Genomic DNA, 24,072 nt, shown 5'->3' on the forward strand with positions numbered 1-24,072 from the left:
GCCTGTGGCGCGCGTTTTCCGCTTGTTGAACCCACAAGTGAACAGCCCTCGGCTCATCCCTTGGCCCCGCGACGGCACCGTTCCGAGCAATAGCGAACATCGTGCCAGTTGCGCGCCCATTTCCTGCGCCACGTGAAGGGACGTCCACAGGTGGCGCAGGCCTTTTGCGGAAGATCGGATTTTTTCACACCGCGCGGCATCAGGTATCGAGGCTCAACTGACGGTCCTTTCGGGCTACGCGGGGATCATATCCGGGAATTCAGCTATCCACCACGGCGCCCGTTCGCCCGTCGATCTGACGCTCCGCGCCATCCGGGTCCTGCCCTTGGGCGAAAACCCAGCCCAGAAAGACCACGAGCAGGGTCGCCGCGAAGCCGACGGACAGTCCGATGCCAGTCAATGAGGGGCGGTGGCGGCTTTGTTGTTTATCGATATTCGTGTCGGGTGCCGACATGGTGTTTCCTTTCCTGTCTTTGCCGAGCGCCCTGCGGTTGCAGGCGGCCGGTCGTCGCCCTAACACTTATGACAACCAAACCATCCGTCCACTCAGCCCCCGGAGATCCGCCGTGAAAGATGCCGCGCCGAAGACGATTTACCTCAAGGATTACAAACCCTTCGGCTGGCAGGTGCAGGATGTGCACTTGACCTTTCGCCTGAGCCCAAGAGCCACGCGCGTGGTGGCGAAAGTCCATTTCGCCCCGAACCCTGATGCGCCCGCGCAGGAGTTCTTTTTGCATGGCGAGGATCTGACGCTGATCCGGGCCGCAGTGGACGGTGTCGAGGTCTCTCCAGAGGTGTCGGCGGACGGGTTGCGCTGCGCGGTACCGGAGGGACCGTTCCTGTGGGAATGCGAGGTCGAGATCGCGCCGGAAGACAACACCGCGCTGGAAGGGCTGTACATGTCGCGCGGCATGTACTGCACCCAATGCGAGGCCGAGGGTTTTCGCAAGATCACCTTTTACCCCGACCGCCCCGACGTGATGAGCGTCTTTACCGTACGCATCGAAGGCGATCTGCCGGTGCTGCTGTCCAACGGCAATTCGCTGGACCGCGGCGAAGGATGGGCCGAATGGCACGATCCCTGGCCCAAGCCCGCCTACCTGTTCGCGCTGGTCGCCGGCGATCTGGTGAACCACCCGGACAAGTTCACCACCGCCTCCGGCAAGGAGGTGAAGCTGAACATCTGGGTGCGCCCGGGTGATGAGGGAAAATGCGCCTTTGGCATGGAGGCGCTGAAAAAGTCCATGAAGTGGGACGAGGATGTCTATGGCCGCGAATACGACCTGAGCGTGTTCAACATCGTCGCCGTGGACGATTTCAACATGGGCGCGATGGAGAACAAGGGGCTGAACATCTTCAACTCCTCCTGTGTTCTGGCTTCTCCAGAGACCTCGACCGATGCCAATTTCGAACGGATCGAGGCGATCATCGCGCATGAGTATTTCCACAACTGGACCGGCAACCGCATCACCTGTCGTGACTGGTTCCAGCTGTGTCTGAAAGAGGGTCTGACGGTGTTCCGCGATCAGCAGTTCACGGCGGATGTCCGCTCTGCCCCCGTCGCGCGGATCGACAACGTCGCCATGCTGCGCGGTCGCCAGTTCCCGGAGGATCAGGGCCCGCTGGCACATCCGGTCCGGCCCGAAAGCTTTCAGGAAATCAACAACTTCTACACTGCAACGGTCTATGAAAAGGGTGCCGAGGTGATCGGCATGCTGAAAACGCTGGTGGGGGATCAGGCCTATGCCAAAGCGCTGGACCTGTATTTCGATCGCCATGACGGCGACGCCGCCACCATCGAGGACTGGCTGAAGGTGTTCGAGGATGCCACGGGCCGCGATCTGACGCAGTTCAAGCGGTGGTATTCACAGGCCGGCACGCCCCGGGTCAAGGTGGCTGAAGATTGGGCAGACGGCACCTATACGCTGACCTTCACCCAGCACACGCCGCCCACCCCGGGCCAGCCCGACAAGGCCCCGCAGGTGATCCCGATGGCCGTGGGTCTGCTGAACCCCAACGGCGATGAGGTGGTGCCGACGCGTATCCTGGAAATCACCGAAGAGACGCAAAGCTTTGCCTTTGAGGGGTTGGCCTCCAGGCCTGTGCCGTCGATCAATCGCGGCTTTTCGGCACCGGTGGTGCTGGAGCGTGAGGTCAGCCGCGAGGAGCGGGCCTTCCTGTTGGCCCATGACACCGATCCCTTCAACCGCTGGGAATCGTCCTTCATGCTGTCGCGTGAGACGCTTGTCGCGATGATCTGTGAGGATGCCGGGCCGGATGAGGCTTGGCTGGATGGTCTGGAACGGCTCTTGCGCGACCGCGATCTGGACCCGGCCTTCCGCGCGATGATGATGGGGCGGCCCTCGGATTCGGAACTCGCGCAGGTGCTGTTCGAACGCGGTGTCACGCCGGACCCGGATACGATCCACGCGGCCAAGGAAACGCTGGTTCAGGTCATGGCCGAACGCTGGGCCGATCTGTTGCCGCAACTGGCCGCCGAGGGCCGGGTCGATGCCGCCTTTGCGCCGACCGCCGAACAGGCGGGCAAGCGGGCGCTGGCGACCTCTGCGCTGTCACTGATCACGCAACTGGACGGCGGCAAGGCGGCGGCCGAGCAATATGCACGCGCCGACAACATGACGCTGCAGCTTTCCGCGCTGGCGCAATTGGTGCGCGCGGGCAAAGAGGAGGAGGCGCTCAAGGCCTTCGAAGCGCAGTGGAAACATGATCGTCTTGTCATGGACAAATGGTTTGGCCTGCAGGTCGGGGCAACCGCGCCGGAAAACGTGGTGCCGCGCGCCGAGGCACTGACGCAGCATCCGGATTTCGACCTGAAGAACCCCAACCGCTTTCGTGCACTGTTCGGGTCGATGATCGGCGCCCATGCCGGGTTCCACCGCAAGGATGGCGCCGGCTATGCGCTCTTGGCCGATTGGCTGATCCGTCTGGACGACCTGAATCCGCAGACCACGGCGCGGATGTGCACCGCTTTCCAGACGTGGAAACGCTATGACAGCGGGCGGCAGGCGCTGATGCAGACCCAGTTGGAACGCATCCGCGACAAACCGAACCTGAGCCGGGACACGGCGGAGATGGTGGAGCGCATTCTGAACGGGTGAGTGGCGGCCTACAGGCCCGCCTCTGGTCACGTCCGGCCTGACCGGCAAACTGGCCTTCTCAGGGCAGCAGGCAGGCTTGTCGCCCGGTCGCAAACCGGGATAGCCTGCGAGGACACCGTATTGATGGGAATGGGACGCGCATGAACGGCTTGTTGATCGTGACCGGGGCCAGCGCCGGAATCGGGGCCGCCACCGCGCGGATGGCTGCCTTTTCCGGGTGGCAGCGGATTGTCGTGCATTACGGTCAGGACAAGGACGGCGCCGAAACCACGGCCGCCATGGTCGAAAGCATGGGCGCGCAGGCCTACCTGCTTCAGGCGGATGTGTCCAAACCCAAGGCCATCGAAAAGATGTTTGGCAAAATCCGCGCGTTGAAGCCCGGGCCCGTGGGTCTGGTCAACAATGCGGGCATCGTCTCTCCCCACGGCGGCATTGCCGATCTGACCCCGGAGCGGGTGGAAAAAGTCTTTTCGGTCAATGTCTTTGGCGCGATCGAGGTGGCGCGGCAATCGGTGGCCCTGATCCGCGACTGGGGCATGGGCGGATCCATCGTCAACATTTCGTCCGCGGCGGCGCGGCTGGGATCGGCCAATCAATACGTCGACTATGCCGCCAGCAAGGGCGCCATCGACACCTTTACCATCGGGCTGGCCGATGAACTGGCCGGCGAAGGCATCCGTGTGAATGCCATTCGCCCCGGACTGATCGAAACCGCGATCCACGCCAAGGGCGGAGAGCCCGACCGGCTGGACCGTTTGGCGCATACGACCCCAATGGGCCGGGCCGGCACCGCCGAAGAATGCGCCGAGGCGATCCTCTGGATGTTGTCGGACCGCGCCTCTTATGTCACGCGCTCTATCCTGGACGTGGCAGGCGGGCGGTGACCCCACCGCTGGAGCATGCGTCCACGGGGCGGTCGCTTCGCGCCTTCCTTGTCCTGATGCTGATCTGGCTGGCGATCCTGACACTGTGGTTTGCCCTTCACGCCTCGGTTTGGGTCGTTCTGGTGCTTTTGGCTGTCAGCCTTCCCGCGCTTGTGGACTTCGCCACCGGAAGGCGCGCGTGGCTGCATCTGGACGACAGGATGCTGCGCTGGGGGTCGGGCCGGGCCGAGGGCGAAGTGGCCTTGACCAGGCTCTCCAAGGTGCGGTTCGAGACGCGACTCGATCTGTCGATCAGGGTGCGTCTGGTGCTGGACGATGGCCGCCGCATCACTCTGCCGCAGGATGCGCTACCCCCGCACCCAACTTTGCAAGAGGCGCTGGAGGCGCGCGGGATTACCACCGAGCGGGCGCATTTCGTCTTGTTCGGGGGTTGAAAAACCGCTGCCAAATTTTTGATTTCAAACATGAAAGAACGGCACAGCTTGAATGCCTCAATACACAATCCGCCGTCGATCTCCGTCCAAACCGGCGTCAATAACAACCAGCAAAACACATCTCTTGATGGCAAAGCTTTGCCGACCCCTTATCTCTTGAAGGTGCGTCAGGTAAAACAGTGGTGTATCTTGCCGGTAAGGAAGGCGCGCCCGTCATGGAAGTGTCACGAAATTTTGATCTTGGGGCTGGAATGAAAGACCGCATTGATCCGCTGATCGAAGAGCGCGCCCCTTGGTTCTCGCGCGACAATGCAGGTGTCCGTCTTGCGCGGACCGTTTTGGAACGGCTGCTGCAGTACGACCACACGTTGGAAGTGGCAAACCAGCTGGATCACCTCAGCGCGCAGGATGGGTTTCGACTGCTGGGCGGATTGGTGGCCAAGGACGTCGAGGTCATCGGCCTGGAAAACATCCCCCGCAACGGTCCGGCCCTGATCGTGTCGAACCACCCCACCGGACTGGCCGACGGCGTCATCCTTTACAGTGCGCTGGGTCAGATCCGACCGGACACCTATTTCTTTGCCAACAAGGACGTCAGCCGCGTGCTGCCTCAGCTGGAAGACATCGTCTGCCCTGTGGAATGGCGCAAGGAAAAGCGCAGCCATGCCAAGACGCGTGAGACGATGGCCTATTGCCGCAACGCGGTGGACAAGGGCCGTCTGGGTGTCATTTTCCCGTCGGGCCGTCTGGCCAAACGACGCTGGCTGAGCCTGCATGAGCGGCCTTGGATGGCCAGTGCGGCCATGATCGCGCGCAAGCTGGAACTGCCGGTAATCCCGGTGAACATCCGCGCGCGCAACTCGGCCATGTTCTACATGTTCGATGCGCTGCACCCGACGCTGCGGGATATCTCGTTGTTCTACGAGACTTTGAACAAGGCGCGACAGCCATTCCGCATCACCATCGGTGAGCCGATTTCGCCGACCGCTCTGCCCGCCAAAAGCGAAGATGGCATCGAGATGCTGCGCAAGGCGACGCTTGCCCTTGGGGGACCAAAGGCCCCGGCGGTGTCACTGGTCGATGCCACCCGGCGTCCAAGCTGGCTCAAGGCGTGATCGCAGAGGCAACCGCCCCGCTGTCCAGAATATCTTAGATAAAACGATGATCTCCCCGCGCTTCACCAGCGTGGAGAGATCAAAAGCGATCAGCCTTCCGTTTTCGGGAAGGTCACCGGATCGCCTGCGTCCAGTTGCGGACGGGATTGCGGCAGGATGCTGTCCGGACCAAACACTTCGGGTCGTGCAATCGGACGCAACGAACTGGACATTCCCTTGCAGTAGCTCTGCTCACGCGTCCAGTTCATGATGTCCTCGCGCTTGCGGCGCGAATGGAACGGCCCCCAGTCCGCCGCCACACCGCGCATCCCGCGGCTGATGACGTTGTCCCGCGGGACGGTCACCGCCATGATCCGCATGGCGCAGGACAGGTTGTCCTCCGGATCTGTCAGGGCCGAGCCGCTCTTGGCCTTGCATTTGTAGAAACGCGCGGTCGGCGGATAGATCTGGACCAGCCCGTACCAACGTCCGCCTCCGCCCACCGCTGTGGGGCGATGCGTGCTTTCGTGCCATGCAAGGGCAGAGGTCAATCCGACCCAGAACGCCTCACGCTGGGCCCGGCTGGCCGTGGGATAGGCCGGGCAATAGTTGGCGATATCCTTGGGCACGAGGTCCGGCAATTCATCCGCATGGGCGCGCAGGGCCGACAGGATCGCAAGGCTCCAGCTGCGGCTGCCGGGGATGTTGTCCCAGCGCGCCTTGGGCACCTTGATGGCTTTGCGCGCCTTGGGGCGCAAAGACGACGGCACGGCGAGCGCCGAAATCTGTTCGGCCTCGGGCAAAGCGGGCAAGGCGGCCAGCTTTTCGACCGGATCGGCGGAGAATACTCCGGCAGGGTCCGGGGCCTTGATCTCTGTCTCGGCCAGAGCAGTCTGACCAGCCAGCACAAGGCAGCATATGTATGCAGCAATTTTCATCATTTCGCCGCGCAATTTGCCCAAGGCTGCAAAGTTATCAAGCCACCCTGCCGCCGCAGGGCTGAAATCAGCCTATGGCGTCACGCGGCCCGCGAAATCGCGCTATTTCTGGCGGAGGATTGTTCAGGCTTGCGCAACATCTTGTTTGCTTTTGCTGATCGACGCCCGGCAATGGCCGGAAGAAGGTCGGCGCAAAACCCGCTTCGTGCCCCGATTTGGCCCCGAATCGCACGCATCTTGGCACGCATGACGATGCGTGAACTGCTTCCCAACATGCGCTTGATCGGCGCGCGCCTGTCGGCGCAACGCCCAGAGCCGGAACCGACCGACACCCCCAAAGCGCGGGTGCCGCGCCCCTTGCCTTCTGTGCCGCCGCTGCGGACGAGGGTCGAGATACCGATATGTGACCCAGCGCCCGATGCAGAGGCCTGTGCCTCCCTGCGTCAGCGCGGCCAGTTTCTGGCCCGGCAGGAGGATTGGGAAACCCTGGCCCAGGAGATCGAGACCGCCGACAATGCCCGCCAACTGACGCCGGGCCTGCGGGGCGTGGCGGCGTTGCTGTGTGAAGGGGCGCGGTCAGACGTGCGGGCGGCCATCGTGCAGGCGTCTGCCCGGCAGAATGCCGCAGAAGGTCTGGCCGCATTCGAGGCCCTTGAGACCGTGCTGGAAGACCTGCCCGATTGCCCGGCCTTCGCCAGTGTTCTGGCGCTTGCCCATGTGGATGCGGCAAAGGTCTGGCGCGGGGCTCGCAGCTTGGCCGATCTGCCCGAGAACAGGCGCGCCTGTTTCGACCACCACATGGCGGCGGCCACGGCGCTGAGCGACCGCTACGATCCGTTCCAGCATGGCTCGGCACTTTGGGCGCAGGTGCGGTGCCTGGTTCTGGACGCGGATCCGAATCCGCGTGAACGGGTGACCGACGACTACGAGGACCTGATCGATCTCGACCCCGGCAATCCCGGTCATTTCCGGGATCTGGGGCGAGAGCTGCGCCCGGCACGGTTCGGTAACTGGGACCTGCTGGATCAACAGGCGCGCCGTACGGCGGCGCAGACAGCGGATGTCTGGGGCGTCGGAGGATATACTTGGGTCTATTTCGGCGTCCTGAGTGCCGATTCCGGCGCGTTTCGCCGTCTGGACGCAGAGCTTTTCGCCGAAGGCTTACATGACATCCTGTCGCGACGCCCGACACAGGAAATGGCCAATCTCCTTGCCGCCCTGACCGGGTTCACGCTGGGCAGTGCCTCTATGAACGGAAGCGCGCATCGCCGGCTGGCGGAGTGTTTTGGCTGGATCGCGCAGGATCACCTGCGCGAAATCCATCCCCGGATCTGGGCCGAGGCCGCCTGCCCGCGCCATGACCCAGACGCAGAACCAGAGGACCGCGATCTGGTCAAACGCGGGCGGATGCGCGCCCTTTCCAGCCTGACGCAGTTTTATGCACCCGCGCTGGACGCCGGTCGGCGTCTGGTCTTTGACGCTGACGGAATGCGCATGGTCAAGGACGACTGACGCGCGGCTCTTGCTCCCTGACCCGCGCTGTTCTAGACCGCTCGGCAATCTTACCCGAGCATGAGGACCTGTTATGCTGGATCTGACCTATGAAGCGCCAAAACCCAAGGTAATCGCCGGGGCCAAGCACGATTGGGAACTGGTGATCGGCATGGAGGTTCATGCGCAGGTCGCCAGCAAGGCCAAGCTGTTTTCCGGCGCCTCGACCAAGTTCGGCGCAGAGCCGAACTCGAACGTGTCTTTCGTGGACGCGGCGATGCCGGGGATGTTGCCGGTCATCAACGAATTCTGCATCGAACAGGCGGTGCGCACCGGTCTGGGCCTGAAGGCGCAGATCAACCTGACCTCGGCCTTTGACCGCAAGAACTATTTCTACCCCGACCTGCCGCAGGGCTACCAGATCTCTCAACTGTACCATCCGCTTGTGGGTGAAGGTGAGATCATCGTGGACATGGAGCCGGGTGTGGCCCGCCTTGTGCGCATCGAGCGCATCCACGTGGAGCAGGACGCGGGCAAATCGATCCACGACATGGATCCGCACATGTCCTTCGTCGACCTGAACCGTACCGGCGTGGCGCTGATGGAAATCGTCAGCCGCCCCGACATCCGTGGCCCCGAAGAGGCCGCCGCCTATGTCGCCAAGATGCGCCAGATCCTGCGCTACCTCGGCACCTGTGACGGCAACATGCAGAACGGCAACCTGCGCGCGGACGTCAACGTCTCTGTCTGCCTGCCGGGCCAGTACGAAAAGTACATGGAAACGCAGGATTTCGGCCATCTCGGCACCCGCTGCGAGATCAAGAACATGAACTCCATGCGCTTTATCCAGCAGGCTATCGACTATGAGGCCAAGCGCCAGATTGCTATTCTGGAAGCGGGCGGAAAGATCGATCAGGAAACGCGCCTGTATGATCCCGACAAGGGTGAGACCCGCTCGATGCGGTCCAAGGAAGAGGCACATGACTACCGCTACTTCCCCTGCCCCGACCTGCTGCCGCTGGAGATCGAACAGGACTGGGTCGACGATATCAAGGCCAGCCTCCCGGAACTGCCGGATGAGAAAAAAGCCCGTTTCGTCACGGAATTCGGCCTGTCGGAATATGACGCCAGCGTCCTGACCGCCGAGGTGGTGAATGCCGCCTATTTCGAAGAGGTCGTCGGCACTGCTGGCGACGGCAAACTGTCGGCCAACTGGGTCATCAACGAGCTGTTCGGTCGTCTGAAAAAGGACGACAAGGAGATCACGGATAGCCCCGTAAGCCCGGCGCAGCTTGCAGGCATCATCACCTTGATCAAGTCGGACGCCATCAGCGGCAAAATCGCCAAGGACCTTTTCGAGATCGTCTATACCGAAGGCGGCGACCCCGAGAAGATTGTCGAAGAGCGCGGCATGAAGCAGGTCACCGACACCGGTGCGATCGAAACCGCCGTCGATGAGATCATCGCCGCAAACCCCGCGCAGGTTGAGAAGGCCAAGCAGAACCCGAAGCTGGCAGGCTGGTTCGTCGGCCAGGTGATGAAGGCGACCGGCGGCAAGGCGAACCCCAAGGCCGTCAATGAAATCGTGAGCGCCAAACTGGGCCTCTGAACGAAACGGCGGGGGCAGCCCCGCCGCATTCGCATTGGTCTTATTTGGAACAGCCCCTCTGGCAGCGCATGCACGGGGGCGCCAAGAGCGCACGGGTTGGTGAGCCTGCGGGCAACCTTCGGGCCTGCGCTTCGATTTGGGTCATCGACGTTTGCCGCGCCTTTTTCAGCATGACCCAACCTTCGGTGGACGAGCATAAGGCAAGGAACCGCCTGCGCGCTTATGTTGCGACAATCCGTCAGATCGCGCTTCGAATCAGCTTAGTCGGAACCGCGCTGCAATCGCCGATTCGGGACAAATAAGACCGCTTTCCAAACGAAAAATGGTCAAAAATCCCCAAAACGCGCGAAAAGTTGACTGAGCGTAAGGTATTCCGGACTCACGGAGACAGACACAGATATGTTAACATAGTGTTACCGGCAGCGATTTCCTGTTGGGAGCGTCAGGATAGTTCGACGTGCCAAGATATTCATTTTAGTCGGGGGTTTTTATCCGTTTCTTTCTGCATAACGGGGGCAGGGTCCACTGGACCCGCCCCCATTTTATTTGCAGCCGGTTCTGCCTGACGTCGACACCCGCGCGTCAGGCGTCCACGTCCAGACTCAACGCGTGGATCTTCGCTACCAGATCCGCCCCCAGCGCCGAATGCACCGCGCGGTGACGCGCGATCCGGCTTTTCCCGGCCATCGCCGGCGCGCGCAGAGTGACATGAAAATGGCTCTCTCCGCTGCCGTCGTCGCCGCTGTGGCCCGCATGACGTGCGCTGTCATTGCGCACGTCGACGGTGCTTGGCTGAAACGCCGCTTCGAGTTTTTCCCGTATGTCGTCAGCCCGTGACATTTTTCGCGTAACCCCCTGTAACTTGATCGGGGATAGTCTATGCTCCGGTGTCCGAGTCGAGAAGAGGTCCGAGATGAGTAAACCTGATCCCTTCGGTTTCGACATGTCCGTCAAGTCCGCGAAAAAAAAGAACCCCCGTGGGCGCAAGGGCATGACTGGCGCGCAAGAGACCTCTACGAGGATCTGCGACCATGACGACTGTCAGGAACCGGGCAAATTCCGTGCGCCCAAAGCGCCGGACGTGCTGGACGATTTTTTCTGGTTCTGTAAGGACCACGTCCGCGAATACAACGCTAAGTGGAGCTTCTTTGACGGCAAGACCGAAGCAGAGATGAATGCGCAGCAAAGTTCGGACAAGGTCTGGGAGCGCAAGACAAAGGACTGGCGCGATCCCGAGGCCAAGGCCTGGGCCCGTCTGGGCATCGAGGACCCGCATCAGGTGCTGGGCGACAAGGCGACGCGCAACCCCGGCAAGAACGGCGGTGGCGGGCGCAAATTGCCCCCGACCGAGCGTAAGGCGCTGGATATTCTTGACGCCAAGGACAACATGAGCAAGGCGGAAATCCGCAAGGTTTACAAGAGTCTGATCAAGGTTCTTCACCCAGACATGAACGGTGGAGACCGCAGTCAGGAAGAGCAATTGCAGCAGGTGGTCTGGGCCTGGGATCAGATCAAGGACAGCCGCAGCTTCAAATGATCGCCCTCTTGGGCCGTCGAACAGAAAAAACTCCGTGCCCTACTTTGGTCCACGGCTGTCGTCGTGCAGTGAATAACACTGGACTTACAACCTAAAGGCGAATAATAGTGGAAGGGTCCAAAGGGACTCTACACAACCACTCACGGAAAACGGGCGCCCTCAGTTTCCTCCCGGGTGCCCGTTTTTGCGTTTCGTCGGGCCGAGTCTCAAGCTGGCCGGAACGTCATGCTGACACCGTTGATGCAGTGCCGTTTGCCCGTGGGCTGCGGTCCGTCATCGAAAATATGCCCGAGATGCGAGCCGCATCGGCGACAATGGCATTCGGTGCGCACGACAAACAATTTGCGGTCCCGCTTTGTCCCGATGGCATTCGGCAGGGCCTGCCAGAACGATGGCCAGCCGGTGCCGCTGTCAAACTTGGTCTTTGATGAATAGAGCGGCAGGTCACAGCCCTTGCACAGGAATGTGCCGGTACGGTTCTCCTTGTCCAGCGGCGAGGAAAAGGCACGCTCGGTGCCCTCTTCACGCATCACGCGGTATTCGGCAGCGCTGAGCATAGCCTTCCATTCGGACTTGGTTCGCGTGATCTCGAAATTGCCGCTGGCCGCGGCGGCGCCGCGCGCCAGAAAGGGCAACGCGGCACCGGCGGCAAGGAAATGTCGTCTGTTCATCGGGGTCTCCATGAATCCATTGGTGAAAAGGATGCGCGCCCCGGCCTTTGGGGGCAAGAACGGGGCACGCACGATCGCGCGAGGGAACCCTGACGGTCCTGATCCTCGCATGAGCGCCGGGGATTACTGCTTGGGCAGCAGGACGCGATCGATGACGTGGATCACACCGTTGGACTGCTTGACGTCCGCCACCGTCACACTCGCCTCGCGGCCGTTTTCATCAACCAGCACGATGTCGTTGCCCTGCATCTTGGCCTGCAGGATGCAGCCGCCCACGGTGGGCACCGGGTGCATGCCGCCGTCATCGGCGATCATTCCGGCGATGGCGTCCGACATGGCACTGGCCGCGACCACGTGGCAGGTCAGGATGGTGATCAGCTGATCCTTGGCTTCGGGCTGCAGCAGCGCAGTCAGGCTCTCGTCCTTGATCATGCCAAACGCCTTGTCGGTCGGCGCGAAGACGGTAAAGGGACCGTCGCTGTTCAACGTGTCCACAAGGCCCGCAGCCTTGACCGCTGCGACCAGCGTGGTGTGATCGGCGGAATTCACGGCGTTCTCGACAATGGTTCTGTCCGGGAACATCGCCGCCCCGCCGACCATCGGGTTGCCGGTGTCGGCGTGGCTTTCGGCAAGGGCCGGGGCGGCGGTCATCAGCAGGATCGCTGCGGTTGTCTTGAGGGGGTTCATTCTGTGTCCTTTCCCTGTGGGGCATGCGTTGTCACACGCACCTGACTGGTGCGGCTGATCAGAACCACGAAGGACCTTGGCGTTAGTTTCAGAAACCCGGTCACATGTTCATAACAGCAGCGTGAGCGCCTTTTGCGGACGGGATGTCGCTTTCGGGGTCCGCGCCACGCCCCTGTTGCGATAGGTGTCAGGCAAGAGCGCAGGAGGGTGCGATGTTTTTATCCGTCTTCGAAATGTTCAAGGTCGGGATCGGGCCATCGTCATCCCATACGATGGGGCCGATGGTGGCGGCGGCACGGTTTCTGGATGCATTGCGGGCCGCACCCTTCCGGGCGCACGGGCTGAAGGCCACTCTGCACGGCTCGCTCGCCTTTACCGGTGTCGGCCATGCCACGGACCGTGCCACGGTTCTTGGCCTCGCCGGGTTCCTGCCCGAAACCTATGACCACGAAAAGGCCGAGGCCGCCCTGGCCAAGATCCGCGAAACGAAACATGTGGCTCCGGACGGTTTGCCGGAACTGGCCTTTGACCCCACGGCGGATCTGGTCTTTGATTTCGGGCCCAACCTGCCCGGCCACGCCAACGGCATGATCCTGCGCGCGACGGATGCGCAGGGCGACGTGATCCTGCAGGAAACCTATTACTCCGTCGGCGGCGGATTTGTCCTGACAGAGGCGGAACTGGCCGCAGGCAAGGCCACCGATCAGGGCGCGCCTGTCCCCTTCCCGTTCAAGACGGCGGCCGAAATGCTGGAGATGGCGCACGCCTCGGGCAAGAGCGTCGCCGAGATGAAATACGCCAACGAAGTGTCCCGTGGCGGGGCGGACAATCTCGAAAAAGGCGTCGCGCGGATCTGGGAGGTGATGGAGGCCTGCATCGACCGGGGCATGGCCGCAGACGGGGAATTGCCGGGCGGGCTGCGGGTCAAGCGGCGCGCGCGCAACATCCACGACCAGTTGCAGGCAGAGCGGGGCCGGAACCTGTCCGCGCCGCATACCATCAACGACTGGATGAGCATGTATGCCATGGCGGTGAATGAGGAAAACGCCGCCGGTGGACAGGTGGTGACCGCGCCCACCAATGGCGCGGCGGGGGTGGTGCCTGCGGTGATCCGCTATTGGCTGGACCACGTGCCCGGCGCCTCGCGCAAGCGCATCCCGGAGTTTCTGCTGACCGCCGCCGCGATCGGCGGGCTGGTGAAATACAACGCCTCCATTTCCGGTGCAGAGGCGGGTTGTCAGGCAGAGGTTGGCAGCGCCTCTGCCATGGCGGCGGCGGGTCTTTGCGCGGTCATGGGCGGCACGCCGGAACAGGTGGAAAACGCCGCCGAGATCGCGCTGGAGCACCACCTTGGCATGACCTGCGACCCGGTGAAGGGGCTGGTTCAGGTGCCCTGCATCGAACGCAACGGGCTGGGCGCGATCAAGGCGGTCTCGGCGGCCTCGCTGTCGCTGCGTGGGGATGGCACCCATCTTGTGCCGCTGGATGCCTGCATCGAGACGATGCGTCAGACCGGCCACGACATGAGCGAGAAATACAAGGAAACGAGTTTGGGCGGGCTGGCAGTCAACGTTCCGAATTGCTGAGGCCCGGCCTACCGCAAGGTGATCCCCGTTGGTGGTGTCCACGCGTGGACAGGTTAGGGGGAATGCCAGATCAATGGGTTACAGAGGCGAATTAACACACTGTTAGAACTTTGGCCCCAGACGCAAGCTGCGAAATCGCCGCCCGGGGCCCTGCGCGACCTGACCTCGATCGCGCGGGTGACTGGCCGGGCGCGGTGCAAGTCGAGGGTGGCAAGGGCGCTTAGCTGGTGACGCTGACCATCATGAATTTGGCGGCCTGCCCCCTGTCCGTGATCAGCCGCACCTCGCCGTGTTCGCGATAGCGCAAGGCATCCCCCGGACCCAGATCATAATCCGACCCGTCAAGATTGACGTGCAGGTAGCCAGACAACAGGATCAGGTGGTTTTCCTGCCCGACAACCTCGGGTGTATCCTGCACCATTTCCGAATTCGGCGTCATCTTGCATTCGACCACTTCACCGGCCAGAGCCGCCGCCGCGGGCGACACGAAGCGTTTGGTCAGACCGGTTTCACCATCCCGCCAAAGCGCCTGTTCGTCCCGCGTGACATGGGCAGAAAACCCATCTTCGATCATTGCAAATAGACGTGACAAAGACATTTCATGCGCCGCCGCCAGGCGCGAGAGAACATCGGCCGAGGGGCTGACCTCGGCATTCTCGAGCCGCGACAGGGCCGCACGGCTGACGCCGCTTGCCGCCGCGAGTTGATCAAGCGTCCAGCCACGGGCAGCCCGTAGCGCCGACAGGCGCCCGGCGAGGCGGACCGTCAGATCGCTCTTCATTTTTATCCCCCCGGGAAACTATCCCGTATCTCGAATTAGATACGGATTCCCGCTCAAAGGCAACGATTCAGGGTCCGCCGGATGATGAGAAGTCTGCCCAAAAATCCCGCGTCACATGGGGTAATTCACCGGTTGCATCGGCTTTGTGCGGTAACTTCACGCGGTCAAAACGCTTTCCCGGATCGGGTATCGTCCCGCCATCTGAGCCTGCGTCAGCCGTTCCAGCGCACCACACCATGGCCGGTCAGGTCATAGCCGCCAAGGCGCTGCGCCTGCGCCTTGAACCCCTCGGTCCGGCAGAATTCCAGCAGCTGTTGCAGCGGCGGATCGAAATAGGCGACGCGGTCCACCAGCAGGTCAAACCTCTCTTCGATAACCGGGACAAAGCGCAGGCCAAAGTCGCGCGCAACGGTTTCCAGCCCGAATGTGGCAGTTGCCTCTCCGCGCGCCACCGATTGAACGGCCTCTGTCTCTGTCCGGGCGACCGGGGTCAGCGTCAGAGCACCTGAGTCCAGACCGGCATCCGCCGCCAGCTGTCGAAACAGCGCATCGGTGCCTGAAAGCGGCTGACGCGGCGCAAAGCTGTGTCCCGCCAGATCGCCAAGGGTCGCGATCTGCGGCCCGTCCGCGCGCAGGACCAGCCCGCGACGGCGACGGGCAAAGCCGATCAGAACCGCATCCGGTGCCCCGGCGGCGACGACGCTGGCGATGTTCCAGTCGTCGCTTTCCGCGTCAAAGACATGCATGCCGCAGGCCACGCCCTCATGCGCGGTGAACCGCTGCAAGCCGTCCAGCGAGCCGTCGAAATAGGTGGCAAGGCCGCAGCGGCTTTCGCGCACAGCCCAATCCAGCAGGGGATCGTGAGACCCCAACAGGACGCGCGGGCGCGGGTCCGGTGCGGCGCTCAGACCCGAGCTATGCGCCGCGATCCACGCGCGGACCTCACGCGCCGGAAACAGCAGCTTTCCGGTTGCACGCGAACAGGGCACCTGACCCGAGGCGGCAAGATCATAGATCTTGCGCTCTTTCAGGCGCAACAAGTCGGCCAGTTCGGCAACAGTCAGGTATTCGGGGGCTTTTTGCGGGTCCATTGGGGGGCCTGAAGTGAAGACCCCCCTGCCCTAGCTCATTTGGGCGCGTTGGGAAAGAACAGCTGCTGGTCGGCGACCCGGTAGGCAGCAATGGCCTGCTGACCCGCCTCCGAGGTCAGCCAGTCAGCAAAGGCCTGCGCCTCATCCGCCTGAACAGAGGGGCATTTTTCTGCGCTGACCGGGATCACCCCGTATTGATTGAACATGGCCGCGTCGCCCTGCACATGGATTTGATAGTCCTGCTTGTTGCCAAAGCTGATCCAGGTGGCGCGGTCGGTCATGACATAGGCGCCCATGCCGATGCCCGCATTCAGCGTGGCCCCCATGCCCGACCCGGTTTCGCGGTACCACTCGCCCGAGGCACCGGTGGGATCCAGCGCAGCCGCCGCCCAGAGCGCGCGCTCTTTCTTGTGCGTGCCGGAATCGTCCCCGCGCGAGGCAAAGAGGGCCTGACTGTCGGCAATCTGTTTCAATGCAGCCTGCACATCGGTCAGGCCGGTCACTCCCGCCGGGTCAGAGGTCGGGCCGACGATGACAAAATCGTTGTACATCAGGTCGGTTCGCTGCGTGCCATAGCCTTCGGCGACAAATTTCTCTTCCGCGGGCTTGGCGTGAACCAACAACACGTCGCCGTCACAGTTCATCGCATTGCGGATCGCCTGCCCGGTGCCGACGGCGACGACATTGACCTTGATTCCGGTCGCCTCTGTGAAGATCGGCAACAGGTGATCGTAAAGCCCGGAATTGGCGGTCGAGGTGGTCGACTGCACGAGAATATCCGCCGAAACGGCACAGGGCAGCAGGGCCGCGCCGAAAAGCGCAGCAAGGCGAGTGGTCTTCATTTCTGGTGGTCCTTCGGTCTTTTAAAAGGTTTGGGGTTTCAGAAAACAAGCCCGCCAGAGACATGCGCGCGCGCGGGCGCGGTCTCTGGCCGGGGGAAAAAGCGGGTGACTGGGGCGTGTTCGACAACGCGACCGCCGTGCAAGAAAACCACGTCATCGGCCATCCGGCGCGCCTGCCCGATGTCGTGGGTCACAAGGATCACGCGGGTGCCGCGCGCCGCCGTGTCGCGCATGATCTCTTCGATCCGGTTGACAGAAGCGGGATCAAGGCTTGCCGTGGGTTCATCAAGGAAAAGCACCTCGGGCCGGGTCGCCAGCGCGCGGGCCAGTGCAAGGCGCTGCGCCTCTCCACCGGACAGCAGGCGGGCGGGCTGGCGCGCCTTGTGGGCAAGATCGACATGGTCCAGCAGCTGATCCCGGCGCGACATTGGCAGGCCGCGCGACTTCAGGACAAAGTCGATGTTGGCGGCGACCGAGCGGCGCAACAGAACCGGCTTTTGAAACACCAACGCATGGCGGTTGCGCGCCTTATCCGCGCTGTTGCCGTTCCAGTCGATAGTGCCGGAGGTCGGCGCAATCAGCCCGTGCAGCAGCCGCAAAAGTTGCGATTTGCCTGCACCGTTGGGCCCAAGGATCACGGTGCAGCCAGACGGCCCTAGCGTCAGGTTCAGCCCGTCGATGACCCGCTTGCCATCCAGTTCCAGCACAAGGTCGCTGACGTTGAGTGGCAAGAGACCCGCCGAGGCGGCTTTGGCGCGGGCCAGACCGGCCGGGAAAAACAAGGCGTCGTCAGGCATAGGCGTACCTGTTGGCTGTGAGGCGGAGGCTGTGGACAAGGGCGTTGACCCCCAGCGCAAGGACCATCAGCACGATGCCAAGGCCCAGCGCCAGCGGCAGATCCCCTTTGGAGGTTTCCAGCGCGATGGCCGTGGTCATGACGCGGGTCAGGTGGTCGATATTGCCGCCGACGATCATCACGGCGCCCACCTCGGCCACGGCGCGGCCAAACCCCGCCAGCGCCACGGTCACCAGCGCATAACGCGCATCCCACAACAGCGCGCGCATGGTTTGCAATGCGCTCAGGCAGAGCGACCGGAAGTGATCGGCATATTCGGCGTGCATATCCTCGATCACTTGCCGCGAAAGGGCGGCGGTGATGGGGGCAATCAGGATGGTCTGCGCGATGATCATCGCCGTGGGCGTATACAGCAGGCCAAGAAAGCCCAGCGGGCCAGCGCGCGACAGGTGCAGGTAGACGATCAGGCCCACCACCACCGGCGGCAAACCCATGAGCGCATTCATAAGCACCAGAACTGCGCCGCGCCCGCGAAAACGGGTGACCGCGACCAGCGCCCCCAGCGGCAGGCCAATCACACAGGCGGCGACCGTGGCGCTCAGGCTGACGCGCAGAGACAGGGCCACGATCTCGATCAGGTCGGGATCGCCGGAGAGGACGAGCGCAAAAGCGACAGCAAGGGCCTCTCCCATGTCCTGCATGTTTTCTCCTGCAAAATTTACGGGAACAATCCCCCAATTACATATCAGCTTAAGAAGAACACGCATCGAAAATCAAGGCAAACCAAGGGACAAGGTGACCCACACCGCAGAAAACCGCAGAGATGTCAGGGTCAATGTGTCCGCTTCAGGCCGGAAATTTTGCAGTGCATTTCTTGCCGCCATTCGAACGGTGCTGGAATATCAGATCGACCGACGTGAACCGGTCCATCCGCGCCCGAGAAAATGAGGTTCGAGCGTTCCGGGACTCAGAGATCATTTGCAGGGTCTCCAAGCACGATTTCGCCAGACAATACGCTTGCGATGAATCCACATCCGTTCTCTGGATGGCTGAAATGCACATAGGCCAGCGCAGCAAATTTCTCCGGTGCGGCCATAAGGATGAAAGGGTTGAAGTAGCCAATGTCCACTTGGGTCGGCATGTCGCGACCGGCAAAGAAAGTCGCCCGATGAGAGGCCTGCATCCCGGCGATCTGCATGGCATAAGCGATATATTCATGACCAGAATGCGTGATTTCGCGGTCACCAATCGTGTGTTCTATCGCGGCATGGGTCAATTCGTGGGTCAGGATGCCCGCAAAGAGGTCCGCGCCCGAAAGTCCGCCATATAATTCCACGGCCAAGGTATTGGTTTTCAAGACGTCGGGATCGAGAACCTCGATACGCTCTTGTTCGCACCGATAAGCGCCAAGGCAATGAGCAACGTCAGGAGCCATCTCGGGCACCGCCTCAACCGTGACCGAGCGGGAAAGACGAAGACCACAAGCGGAGAGGACAGGAAGAAAACCGTCGGTCACACTGCAAATGCGGTCCCTGTACGCCTTGGAGGCAGGCGCGATGTCGATTACCCCGTTCGAACACTGCGCCCCAAGCTGTCCTGCCATCAGGATGAGGGTCAGCGACGCTCTGACGATCATATGTCCGCCCCCCTTGCCAGCGCCCCTGCGGTCTCACTCTGAACGAAGTAGACTAACCGATCGGGGTATTGTCAAACGCGGCCAAGACTGCCGGGGCTTTCGGAACCCGGTCAGACACCTTCGCCCCAACTGGCCACCTTGCGGTCAATGGTCTTGCGCGAAACACCGAGTCGCCGCGCGGCCTCGGCCCGGTTGCCGCCGGATTGTTCGAGGATGTGCAGGATGTGGCGCTGCATCACCAGATCGAGATTCTCGATCGCCTGTGCGCCTGTGACGGTCCCACTGCCCGCGAACTCATCCGGGAAGCCGCCAAGGATCACGGATCGTTCGATCATGTTGCGCAATTCGCGCACGTTGCCGGGCCAATGATAGCGGCGCAGTTTCATCAGCGTGTGGTCATCCAGCTTCAAAGCAGGCAACCCCAGCGCCTTGGAGAAATGCTGCATGAACAGCGCGGCAAGCTCGGTGATGTCCTCAGACCGGTCACACAGCGGCGGCATCTCGATCTTCAGCACGTTGAGCCGGTGATACAGATCCGCCCGGAACCGCCCCTCTTCCACCGCCCGCTCCAGATCGGTGTTGGTGGCAAAGGTCAGGCGCAGGTTCAGCGGGATCTCCCGCTCTGCCCCCAAGGGGCGCACGCGCTGATCCTCCAGCACCCGCAACAGCGCGGCCTGCAAGGGTTCGGACATCTGCGCGACCTCGTCCAGGAATAGCGTGCCGCCATCGGCCAGCAGGAACAGGCCGGGGCGCAGGCGGTCCCCCTCGACCGCACCAAAAAGTTCGGCGGCGATGCTGTCCGGGGCGATGGCCGCGCAGTTCACCGCGACAAAGGGGCTGGTCGATCGCGCCGCCATGCCATGCAGGGTGCGCGCGGCCAGTTCCTTGCCCGTACCGGTCGCACCGGTGAACAGAACCGGCGTCGGCAAGGGCGCCAGCTTTTCCAGTATGGCGCGCACTTCCATCATCGGCGGCGAATGCCCGATCAGCCGGGTGGCGTTTTCGGTGCCCAGCGCATGCCGCAACAGGCGGTTGTCCCGCCGCAGCGCGCCCCGGTCAAGCGTGCGCGCCACCGCGCCGATTAACTGATTGGCGCGAAAGGGTTTCAGGATGAAATCCGACACGCCCGCCCGCAGCGCCGCGATGGCCGTTTCCAGATCCGCATAGGCGGTGATCAGCACCACCTCTGCATAAAGGCCCTTGCGCCGCTGATCGGTCACCCAATCGATACCGGAGCCACCGGGCATCTTGTTGTCGACGACGATGACGTCGAATTGCGCCTCATCCAGACGCTCCGTCGCCTCGCGGGCAGAGGCCGCCTCGGCCAGCCTTTTGACCCGTGGCCCTAGTGTCTTGGCCAGAAAATTGCGCATTCCCGGTTCGTCATCAATGACGAGGACCGAGGCGGTGCTGAGCGTACGCCCATAGTCGTCCAGTGTTGTCATACGGTCAGTCTAGCCTCTCCGCGCGATCAGTCGAGGCGGACATTGGCGCCTGATTGAACGTCAGCCGAAGAAAAACCGAGCTGATGCAGCCCGTACCAGGCTCCATAGGCAAGGAGGGCGGCGGCGGCGAAACCGGCAAGCATGGCTTTCATTGGGTCTCTCCCGTTGCGGATTTGAGAAAAGCGATCAGGTCGGCCCGGTCAGACGGCTGGGCGATGACCTGCATCGGCATCTTGGAACCGGGAATGTAATGGTCCGGCCCTTCGTCGAACAGTGCGTCAATGGTATCATCGGACCATGTGAAATCAGCGGTGCGCAGGGTTTGCGAATAGCTGTAGCCGGGCAATGTGCCCGCCTTGCGGCCAAAGACACCGTATAGCGAAGGCCCCGCCTTGCGCGAGGGGCCATTGCTCAGCGCGTGGCAGATCGAACATTTGCGCATGAACTGGCGTTCACCATTGGTCATGGTTTCGGGGTCACGCAGGAACGTGCGCTGGCCGGAGCCTTCGGGCGCATCCAATTCGTCCAGCAGCGCGACGGGCCAGGCATAGACCACGTCATCAAGCCCGCCCGCATAGATGGTCTGCCCATCCGGCGAAAAGGCCAGCGCCCAGACCGGCCCGTGCCGCATGGCGCGGAAATCGCGGGTGATGCGCCACTCGGCAGTGTCGACCATCATGATGTAGCCATGCCCGTCGCCCACGGCCAGTTGCGCGCTATCCGCATGGTAGGCAAGCGCAAGGATCGGGCGGCGGTCCAGCGTGAAATCGGCGACCTGCGCGCCGGTTTCCGGGTCGATCACCCGCGTACCGCCATCAACCGCGCCATAGGCCAGCCACCCCTCGCCCAGCGCAAGACGGTTGATACCGAATCCGTGCTGGACAACAGGCAGCGGGGCGTTGTCCGTCGTCAGATCGTACCTCAGCAGCTCTCCGTTGGAGGTCGCCGCGTAGAGGCGGGTTCCATCAGCGGAATGCACAACCGCGTTCACCCCCGCGCCGGGATAGGGCAGTTCGCGGTTCGCGCCCCCCTCACCCAAGGGCCAGAGGCGGATGCTGCCGTCCCAGCTGCCGCTGGCGACATGGCTGCCGTCAGGAGCCACCGAAAGTGTCGTGACCTTGCCCAGATGCCTGCCCAGCACACGTTCCTGTGGCTGCCATTGCCGCACGGCAAAGTCGTCGCCGCCAGAGATCAGCTGCCCCCCCGGCCCCCATGTCAGGGCCGTGACGGCGGCGGCGTGCCCTTCCAGCCATTGCGGCGCACGGCCTGACCAGACACCCACGGAATTGTCGAAACTGGCGCTGGCGACCTGCCCCTCTTCCATGACCACAAGGCCCATGACCGGGCCGCCGTGGCCCTTCAGCGTCGTGAACTCCTCGGCCCCGGCGGGCAAGGCGGCCAGCGTCAGGCAGAACAGCGCAGCGGTGCGCATCATTCTGCAGGGGTTGCGTCCGACGGGGCGGATTTGCCCTTGGCCGCCTCCCGCGCCTTGACTTCGTCCAGCCAGATCGAGTGGTGCTGATGCGCCCATGCCTCGTCCACCTCGCCGGAGCCCATGGCATCGAACGCCCCCTCCATCCCGATGGAGCCGATGTAGATATGGGCGATGATGATCGCCATCAGGACAAAGGCCACGATGGCGTGCCATAGCTGCGCAAGCTGCATTTCCTCTTGCGGGCTCAGCTCCGTCGGCAGGGCGCCATAGCCCAGAAGCTGCGGTGCACCGATGTCGTTCAGGATGGTGAATGTCTTGGCAAAGAGCGGCAGTTCAAAGGGGAACAGCAGCGACAATCCGGACAGGGAGATCGACCCGCCCAGCAGGATGACAGACCAGAAGATGATCTTTTGCCCGGCATTGAATTTCTTGGCGGGGGGGTGGTTCTTGCCGATGATACCGCCGGCCTGCGCGAACCATGTGATGTCGGTGCGGTTCGGGATGTTGTGCCAGACCCACATCACAAAGACGAGTATCAGCCCCAGCATGAAGGGCCAGGCCAGATTGTTGTGTACGAACTTGGAGGCGATCAGCAGGTAGGAATTCACCTCCGGACCGAACAGCGGCAGGATCGCGAAGCGCCCGAAAAGCGTCAGCAGCCCCGACAGGCCCAGCAGGACAAAGGACCCCGCCAGCATCCAGTGCGAAAACCGCTCAAACGCCTGAAAACGGGTGACGGTGCGGCCGGTCAGCGGCTCATCGATGCGAACCCGGCCCCGAAGCAGGAAGAACAGGAAAAGCGCACCGATGGTGCCCAACAGCAGCCAGCCGCCATAGAAGGCCAGCGGCCCCTTGCGGAAGTTGTACCAGGCCATGCCGCCATCCTGAACCAGCACCTTGGCCACGTTGCCCCCGGCCGAGACATTCACATCCGCCGCGTCATAGCGCAGCGCGCGCCACAGGTCGGGATCGGATGCGCCTCCAAGGGGGGCCAGCGCCAGTGGCGCATTCGGGTCGGCGCCCGGTTCCCCGAACTGGCGCCGGAAACTCAGATCAACCTTTTCGCCGCGTTGGCGGGCAAGGATATCCTCCAGCGTCTGCGCGCCGCCGGTGGCCTTGCGCGCCTCGGCCAGAACCGCCGGATCGGGGCCGGGATCAGCCGGGGGCTGCAAGAAAAAGGCCAGCGCGGCAAGACCCGCCGCCAGAAGCATGAACCATCCGAAACCGCTGGAGCGTTTTGACATGACTGTCCTCGTCGATCGTCACGCCGGAGGTGCGGCAGCCGAACTGGCGGCGCCGAAAACCCAAGGCGTCTTGTAACTGCGTAGGACAGAGGCCCGGTCAGCCGGGCCTCTGCCAAGTGAGTGTGATTCAGGGCGGGGTCCAGCCCCGCCCGGAGGGCTCAGCCGCCCTTTTGGTCGTAGGCGGTGCCCCAGCCCCATGCGCCCGAGCCGAAGCCGCGGGCCACGACGCGTTCACGGTAGATGGCCGAGACAACGTCGCCGTCACCGGCGAGCAGCGCCTTGGTCGAACACATCTCGGCACAGATGGGCAGCTTGCCCTCTGCGATCCGGTTGCGCCCGTACTTGGCGAACTCGGCAGTCGAGTGCGTCTCTTCGGGACCACCGGCGCAGAAGGTGCATTTGTCCATCTTGCCGCGAGAGCCGAAGTTGCCCGCCTGCGGGAACTGCGGCGCGCCGAAGGGGCACGCGTAGAAGCAGTAGCCGCAGCCGATGCAGAGGTCCTTGGAGTGCAGAACCACGCCTTCTTCGGACTGGTAGAAGCAATCCACCGGACAGACGGCCATGCAGGGCGCATCCGAACAGTGCATGCAAGCCACCGAGATCGACCGTTCGCCCGGGGTGCCGTCCTGGATCGTCACCACCCTGCGGCGGTTGATCCCCCACGGCACCTCGTGCTCGTTCTTGCAAGCCGTGACGCAGGCGTTGCACTCGATACAGCGCTCGGCGTCACAGAGGAATTTGGATCGTGCCAT

25 protein-coding genes are annotated in these 24,072 nt (G+C 62.7%); 8 read left to right on the top strand and 17 right to left on the bottom strand.

Going from position 1 to position 24,072, the window contains the following annotated elements:
- Positions 1 to 53: 53 nt before the first annotated feature.
- Together ACTXGA_RS01985 and ACTXGA_RS01990 are read right to left on the bottom strand one after the other, a co-directional pair.
- The gene (locus ACTXGA_RS01985) at positions 54 to 200 is read right to left on the bottom strand and encodes a DUF2256 domain-containing protein (RefSeq protein WP_443391434.1); all 147 of its coding nucleotides are present in this window, start codon (positions 198 to 200) and stop codon (positions 54 to 56) included.
- 59 nt (positions 201 to 259) lie between these two features.
- Positions 260 to 454, bottom strand: a complete 195-nt coding sequence (locus tag ACTXGA_RS01990; RefSeq protein ID WP_443391435.1) for a hypothetical protein — start codon at positions 452 to 454, stop codon at positions 260 to 262.
- A gap of 112 nt (positions 455 to 566) precedes the next feature.
- Between ACTXGA_RS01990 and pepN the strand changes: the two genes are divergently transcribed.
- The 4 genes from pepN (at position 567) to ACTXGA_RS02010 (ending at position 5,552) form a co-directional block, all read left to right on the top strand.
- Positions 567 to 3,119: an aminopeptidase N gene (pepN, locus tag ACTXGA_RS01995; RefSeq protein ID WP_443391436.1), complete on the top strand. Its 2,553-nt coding sequence runs from the start codon at positions 567 to 569 to the stop codon at positions 3,117 to 3,119.
- A gap of 140 nt (positions 3,120 to 3,259) precedes the next feature.
- Positions 3,260 to 4,003: an SDR family oxidoreductase gene (locus ACTXGA_RS02000; RefSeq protein ID WP_443391437.1), complete on the top strand. Its 744-nt coding sequence runs from the start codon at positions 3,260 to 3,262 to the stop codon at positions 4,001 to 4,003.
- Complete coding sequence (locus ACTXGA_RS02005; RefSeq protein WP_443391438.1) at positions 4,000 to 4,437, top strand: hypothetical protein; 438 nt, start codon at positions 4,000 to 4,002, stop codon at positions 4,435 to 4,437. Before ACTXGA_RS02000 ends, ACTXGA_RS02005 begins: the two co-directional genes overlap by 4 nt.
- Positions 4,438 to 4,688: 251 nt before the next feature.
- The gene (locus tag ACTXGA_RS02010; protein ID WP_443391439.1) at positions 4,689 to 5,552 is read left to right on the top strand and encodes a lysophospholipid acyltransferase family protein; all 864 of its coding nucleotides are present in this window, start codon (positions 4,689 to 4,691) and stop codon (positions 5,550 to 5,552) included.
- Positions 5,553 to 5,641: 89 nt separating this feature from the next.
- Here ACTXGA_RS02010 and ACTXGA_RS02015 read toward each other — a convergent pair whose 3' ends face one another.
- Positions 5,642 to 6,469, bottom strand: a complete 828-nt coding sequence (locus ACTXGA_RS02015; protein ID WP_443391440.1) for a transglycosylase SLT domain-containing protein — start codon at positions 6,467 to 6,469, stop codon at positions 5,642 to 5,644.
- Positions 6,470 to 6,721: 252 nt separating this feature from the next.
- Between ACTXGA_RS02015 and ACTXGA_RS02020 the strand changes: the two genes are divergently transcribed.
- Both ACTXGA_RS02020 and gatB read left to right on the top strand, forming a co-directional pair.
- Complete coding sequence (locus tag ACTXGA_RS02020; protein ID WP_443391441.1) at positions 6,722 to 7,981, top strand: hypothetical protein; 1,260 nt, start codon at positions 6,722 to 6,724, stop codon at positions 7,979 to 7,981.
- A 73-nt stretch (positions 7,982 to 8,054) separates the two neighbouring features.
- Entirely contained in the window at positions 8,055 to 9,569 is a 1,515-nt protein-coding gene (gene gatB, locus ACTXGA_RS02025) for an Asp-tRNA(Asn)/Glu-tRNA(Gln) amidotransferase subunit GatB (RefSeq protein ID WP_443391442.1), read from the top strand.
- Between the two features lie 582 nt (positions 9,570 to 10,151).
- Here gatB and ACTXGA_RS02030 read toward each other — a convergent pair.
- Complete coding sequence (locus tag ACTXGA_RS02030; RefSeq protein ID WP_443391443.1) at positions 10,152 to 10,409, bottom strand: BolA family protein; 258 nt, start codon at positions 10,407 to 10,409, stop codon at positions 10,152 to 10,154.
- 73 nt (positions 10,410 to 10,482) lie between these two features.
- Here ACTXGA_RS02030 and ACTXGA_RS02035 point away from each other — a divergent pair, with 73 nt between their 5' ends.
- A complete protein-coding gene (locus ACTXGA_RS02035; RefSeq protein WP_443391444.1) occupies positions 10,483 to 11,106 on the top strand; it encodes a J domain-containing protein in 624 nt (207 codons plus the stop codon).
- Positions 11,107 to 11,312: 206 nt separating this feature from the next.
- Here the strand turns inward: ACTXGA_RS02035 and msrB are convergent, their stop codons facing one another.
- Positions 11,313 to 11,777, bottom strand: coding sequence for a peptide-methionine (R)-S-oxide reductase MsrB (gene msrB, locus ACTXGA_RS02040; RefSeq protein ID WP_443391445.1), 465 nt, complete (start codon positions 11,775 to 11,777; stop codon positions 11,313 to 11,315).
- A 123-nt stretch (positions 11,778 to 11,900) separates the two neighbouring features.
- The gene (locus ACTXGA_RS02045) at positions 11,901 to 12,464 is read right to left on the bottom strand and encodes a fasciclin domain-containing protein (RefSeq protein ID WP_443391446.1); all 564 of its coding nucleotides are present in this window, start codon (positions 12,462 to 12,464) and stop codon (positions 11,901 to 11,903) included.
- A 212-nt stretch (positions 12,465 to 12,676) separates the two neighbouring features.
- On the opposite strand from ACTXGA_RS02045, the gene ACTXGA_RS02050 reads away from it, so the two are divergent.
- Positions 12,677 to 14,050: an L-serine ammonia-lyase gene (locus ACTXGA_RS02050; protein ID WP_443391447.1), complete on the top strand. Its 1,374-nt coding sequence runs from the start codon at positions 12,677 to 12,679 to the stop codon at positions 14,048 to 14,050.
- A gap of 220 nt (positions 14,051 to 14,270) precedes the next feature.
- On the opposite strand, the gene ACTXGA_RS02055 is transcribed toward ACTXGA_RS02050, so the two are convergent.
- The 11 genes from ACTXGA_RS02055 to fdh3B form a co-directional block, all read right to left on the bottom strand.
- Positions 14,271 to 14,831 carry a helix-turn-helix domain-containing protein gene (locus ACTXGA_RS02055; protein WP_443391448.1) on the bottom strand — a complete coding sequence of 187 codons (561 nt, stop codon included), beginning with the start codon at positions 14,829 to 14,831 and terminating at the stop codon, positions 14,271 to 14,273.
- A gap of 212 nt (positions 14,832 to 15,043) precedes the next feature.
- Positions 15,044 to 15,922, bottom strand: coding sequence for a substrate-binding domain-containing protein (locus ACTXGA_RS02060; RefSeq protein ID WP_443391449.1), 879 nt, complete (start codon positions 15,920 to 15,922; stop codon positions 15,044 to 15,046).
- A 35-nt stretch (positions 15,923 to 15,957) separates the two neighbouring features.
- On the bottom strand, positions 15,958 to 16,764 hold the full coding sequence (locus tag ACTXGA_RS02065; RefSeq protein ID WP_443391450.1) for an ABC transporter substrate-binding protein: 807 nt from the start codon (positions 16,762 to 16,764) through the stop codon (positions 15,958 to 15,960).
- Between the two features lie 38 nt (positions 16,765 to 16,802).
- Positions 16,803 to 17,561, bottom strand: a complete 759-nt coding sequence (locus ACTXGA_RS02070; protein ID WP_443391451.1) for an ATP-binding cassette domain-containing protein — start codon at positions 17,559 to 17,561, stop codon at positions 16,803 to 16,805.
- Positions 17,554 to 18,261, bottom strand: coding sequence for an ABC transporter permease (locus ACTXGA_RS02075; RefSeq protein ID WP_443391452.1), 708 nt, complete (start codon positions 18,259 to 18,261; stop codon positions 17,554 to 17,556). The genes ACTXGA_RS02070 and ACTXGA_RS02075 overlap by 8 nt, the downstream gene beginning before the upstream one ends.
- 266 nt (positions 18,262 to 18,527) lie before the next feature.
- The gene (locus ACTXGA_RS02080) at positions 18,528 to 19,196 is read right to left on the bottom strand and encodes a DUF6639 family protein (RefSeq protein ID WP_443391453.1); all 669 of its coding nucleotides are present in this window, start codon (positions 19,194 to 19,196) and stop codon (positions 18,528 to 18,530) included.
- Positions 19,197 to 19,306: 110 nt separating this feature from the next.
- A complete protein-coding gene (locus ACTXGA_RS02085; protein ID WP_443391454.1) occupies positions 19,307 to 20,641 on the bottom strand; it encodes a sigma-54-dependent transcriptional regulator in 1,335 nt (444 codons plus the stop codon).
- A gap of 26 nt (positions 20,642 to 20,667) precedes the next feature.
- Positions 20,668 to 20,793 carry a hypothetical protein gene (locus tag ACTXGA_RS02090; protein ID WP_443391455.1) on the bottom strand — a complete coding sequence of 42 codons (126 nt, stop codon included), beginning with the start codon at positions 20,791 to 20,793 and terminating at the stop codon, positions 20,668 to 20,670.
- Positions 20,790 to 22,073, bottom strand: coding sequence for a c-type cytochrome (locus ACTXGA_RS02095; RefSeq protein ID WP_443391579.1), 1,284 nt, complete (start codon positions 22,071 to 22,073; stop codon positions 20,790 to 20,792). Before ACTXGA_RS02095 ends, ACTXGA_RS02090 begins: the two co-directional genes overlap by 4 nt.
- Complete coding sequence (locus ACTXGA_RS02100) at positions 22,073 to 23,320, bottom strand: formate dehydrogenase subunit gamma (protein ID WP_443391456.1); 1,248 nt, start codon at positions 23,318 to 23,320, stop codon at positions 22,073 to 22,075. Before ACTXGA_RS02100 ends, ACTXGA_RS02095 begins: the two co-directional genes overlap by 1 nt.
- A gap of 158 nt (positions 23,321 to 23,478) precedes the next feature.
- Positions 23,479 to 24,072: a formate dehydrogenase FDH3 subunit beta gene (fdh3B, locus tag ACTXGA_RS02105; protein ID WP_443391457.1), complete on the bottom strand. Its 594-nt coding sequence runs from the start codon at positions 24,070 to 24,072 to the stop codon at positions 23,479 to 23,481.

This window comes from Antarctobacter jejuensis, assembly GCF_052266595.1.
Classification (GTDB): Bacteria; Pseudomonadota; Alphaproteobacteria; order Rhodobacterales; family Rhodobacteraceae; genus Antarctobacter; species Antarctobacter jejuensis.

Coding starts and splice junctions, on each gene's coding strand:
- ACTXGA_RS02075 (WP_443391452.1), bottom strand. CDS start 18,261: ATGCAGGACATGGGAGAGGCCCTTGCTGTCGCTTTTGCGCTCGTCCTC.
- ACTXGA_RS02050 (WP_443391447.1), top strand. CDS start 12,677: ATGTTTTTATCCGTCTTCGAAATGTTCAAGGTCGGGATCGGGCCATCG.
- ACTXGA_RS02070 (WP_443391451.1), bottom strand. CDS start 17,561: ATGCCTGACGACGCCTTGTTTTTCCCGGCCGGTCTGGCCCGCGCCAAA.
- ACTXGA_RS02045 (WP_443391446.1), bottom strand. CDS start 12,464: ATGAACCCCCTCAAGACAACCGCAGCGATCCTGCTGATGACCGCCGCC.
- ACTXGA_RS01990 (WP_443391435.1), bottom strand. CDS start 454: ATGTCGGCACCCGACACGAATATCGATAAACAACAAAGCCGCCACCGC.
- ACTXGA_RS02080 (WP_443391453.1), bottom strand. CDS start 19,196: ATGATCGTCAGAGCGTCGCTGACCCTCATCCTGATGGCAGGACAGCTT.
- ACTXGA_RS02000 (WP_443391437.1), top strand. CDS start 3,260: ATGAACGGCTTGTTGATCGTGACCGGGGCCAGCGCCGGAATCGGGGCC.
- ACTXGA_RS02060 (WP_443391449.1), bottom strand. CDS start 15,922: ATGGACCCGCAAAAAGCCCCCGAATACCTGACTGTTGCCGAACTGGCC.
- msrB (WP_443391445.1), bottom strand. CDS start 11,777: ATGAACAGACGACATTTCCTTGCCGCCGGTGCCGCGTTGCCCTTTCTG.
- ACTXGA_RS02030 (WP_443391443.1), bottom strand. CDS start 10,409: ATGTCACGGGCTGACGACATACGGGAAAAACTCGAAGCGGCGTTTCAG.
- ACTXGA_RS01985 (WP_443391434.1), bottom strand. CDS start 200: ATGCCGCGCGGTGTGAAAAAATCCGATCTTCCGCAAAAGGCCTGCGCC.
- ACTXGA_RS02015 (WP_443391440.1), bottom strand. CDS start 6,469: ATGAAAATTGCTGCATACATATGCTGCCTTGTGCTGGCTGGTCAGACT.
- ACTXGA_RS02085 (WP_443391454.1), bottom strand. CDS start 20,641: ATGACAACACTGGACGACTATGGGCGTACGCTCAGCACCGCCTCGGTC.
- ACTXGA_RS02095 (WP_443391579.1), bottom strand. CDS start 22,073: ATGCGCACCGCTGCGCTGTTCTGCCTGACGCTGGCCGCCTTGCCCGCC.
- ACTXGA_RS02055 (WP_443391448.1), bottom strand. CDS start 14,831: ATGAAGAGCGATCTGACGGTCCGCCTCGCCGGGCGCCTGTCGGCGCTA.
- fdh3B (WP_443391457.1), bottom strand. CDS start 24,072: ATGGCACGATCCAAATTCCTCTGTGACGCCGAGCGCTGTATCGAGTGC.
- ACTXGA_RS02020 (WP_443391441.1), top strand. CDS start 6,722: ATGCGTGAACTGCTTCCCAACATGCGCTTGATCGGCGCGCGCCTGTCG.
- gatB (WP_443391442.1), top strand. CDS start 8,055: ATGCTGGATCTGACCTATGAAGCGCCAAAACCCAAGGTAATCGCCGGG.
- ACTXGA_RS02065 (WP_443391450.1), bottom strand. CDS start 16,764: ATGAAGACCACTCGCCTTGCTGCGCTTTTCGGCGCGGCCCTGCTGCCC.
- ACTXGA_RS02090 (WP_443391455.1), bottom strand. CDS start 20,793: ATGAAAGCCATGCTTGCCGGTTTCGCCGCCGCCGCCCTCCTTGCCTAT.
- ACTXGA_RS02010 (WP_443391439.1), top strand. CDS start 4,689: ATGAAAGACCGCATTGATCCGCTGATCGAAGAGCGCGCCCCTTGGTTC.
- ACTXGA_RS02035 (WP_443391444.1), top strand. CDS start 10,483: ATGAGTAAACCTGATCCCTTCGGTTTCGACATGTCCGTCAAGTCCGCG.
- ACTXGA_RS02100 (WP_443391456.1), bottom strand. CDS start 23,320: ATGTCAAAACGCTCCAGCGGTTTCGGATGGTTCATGCTTCTGGCGGCG.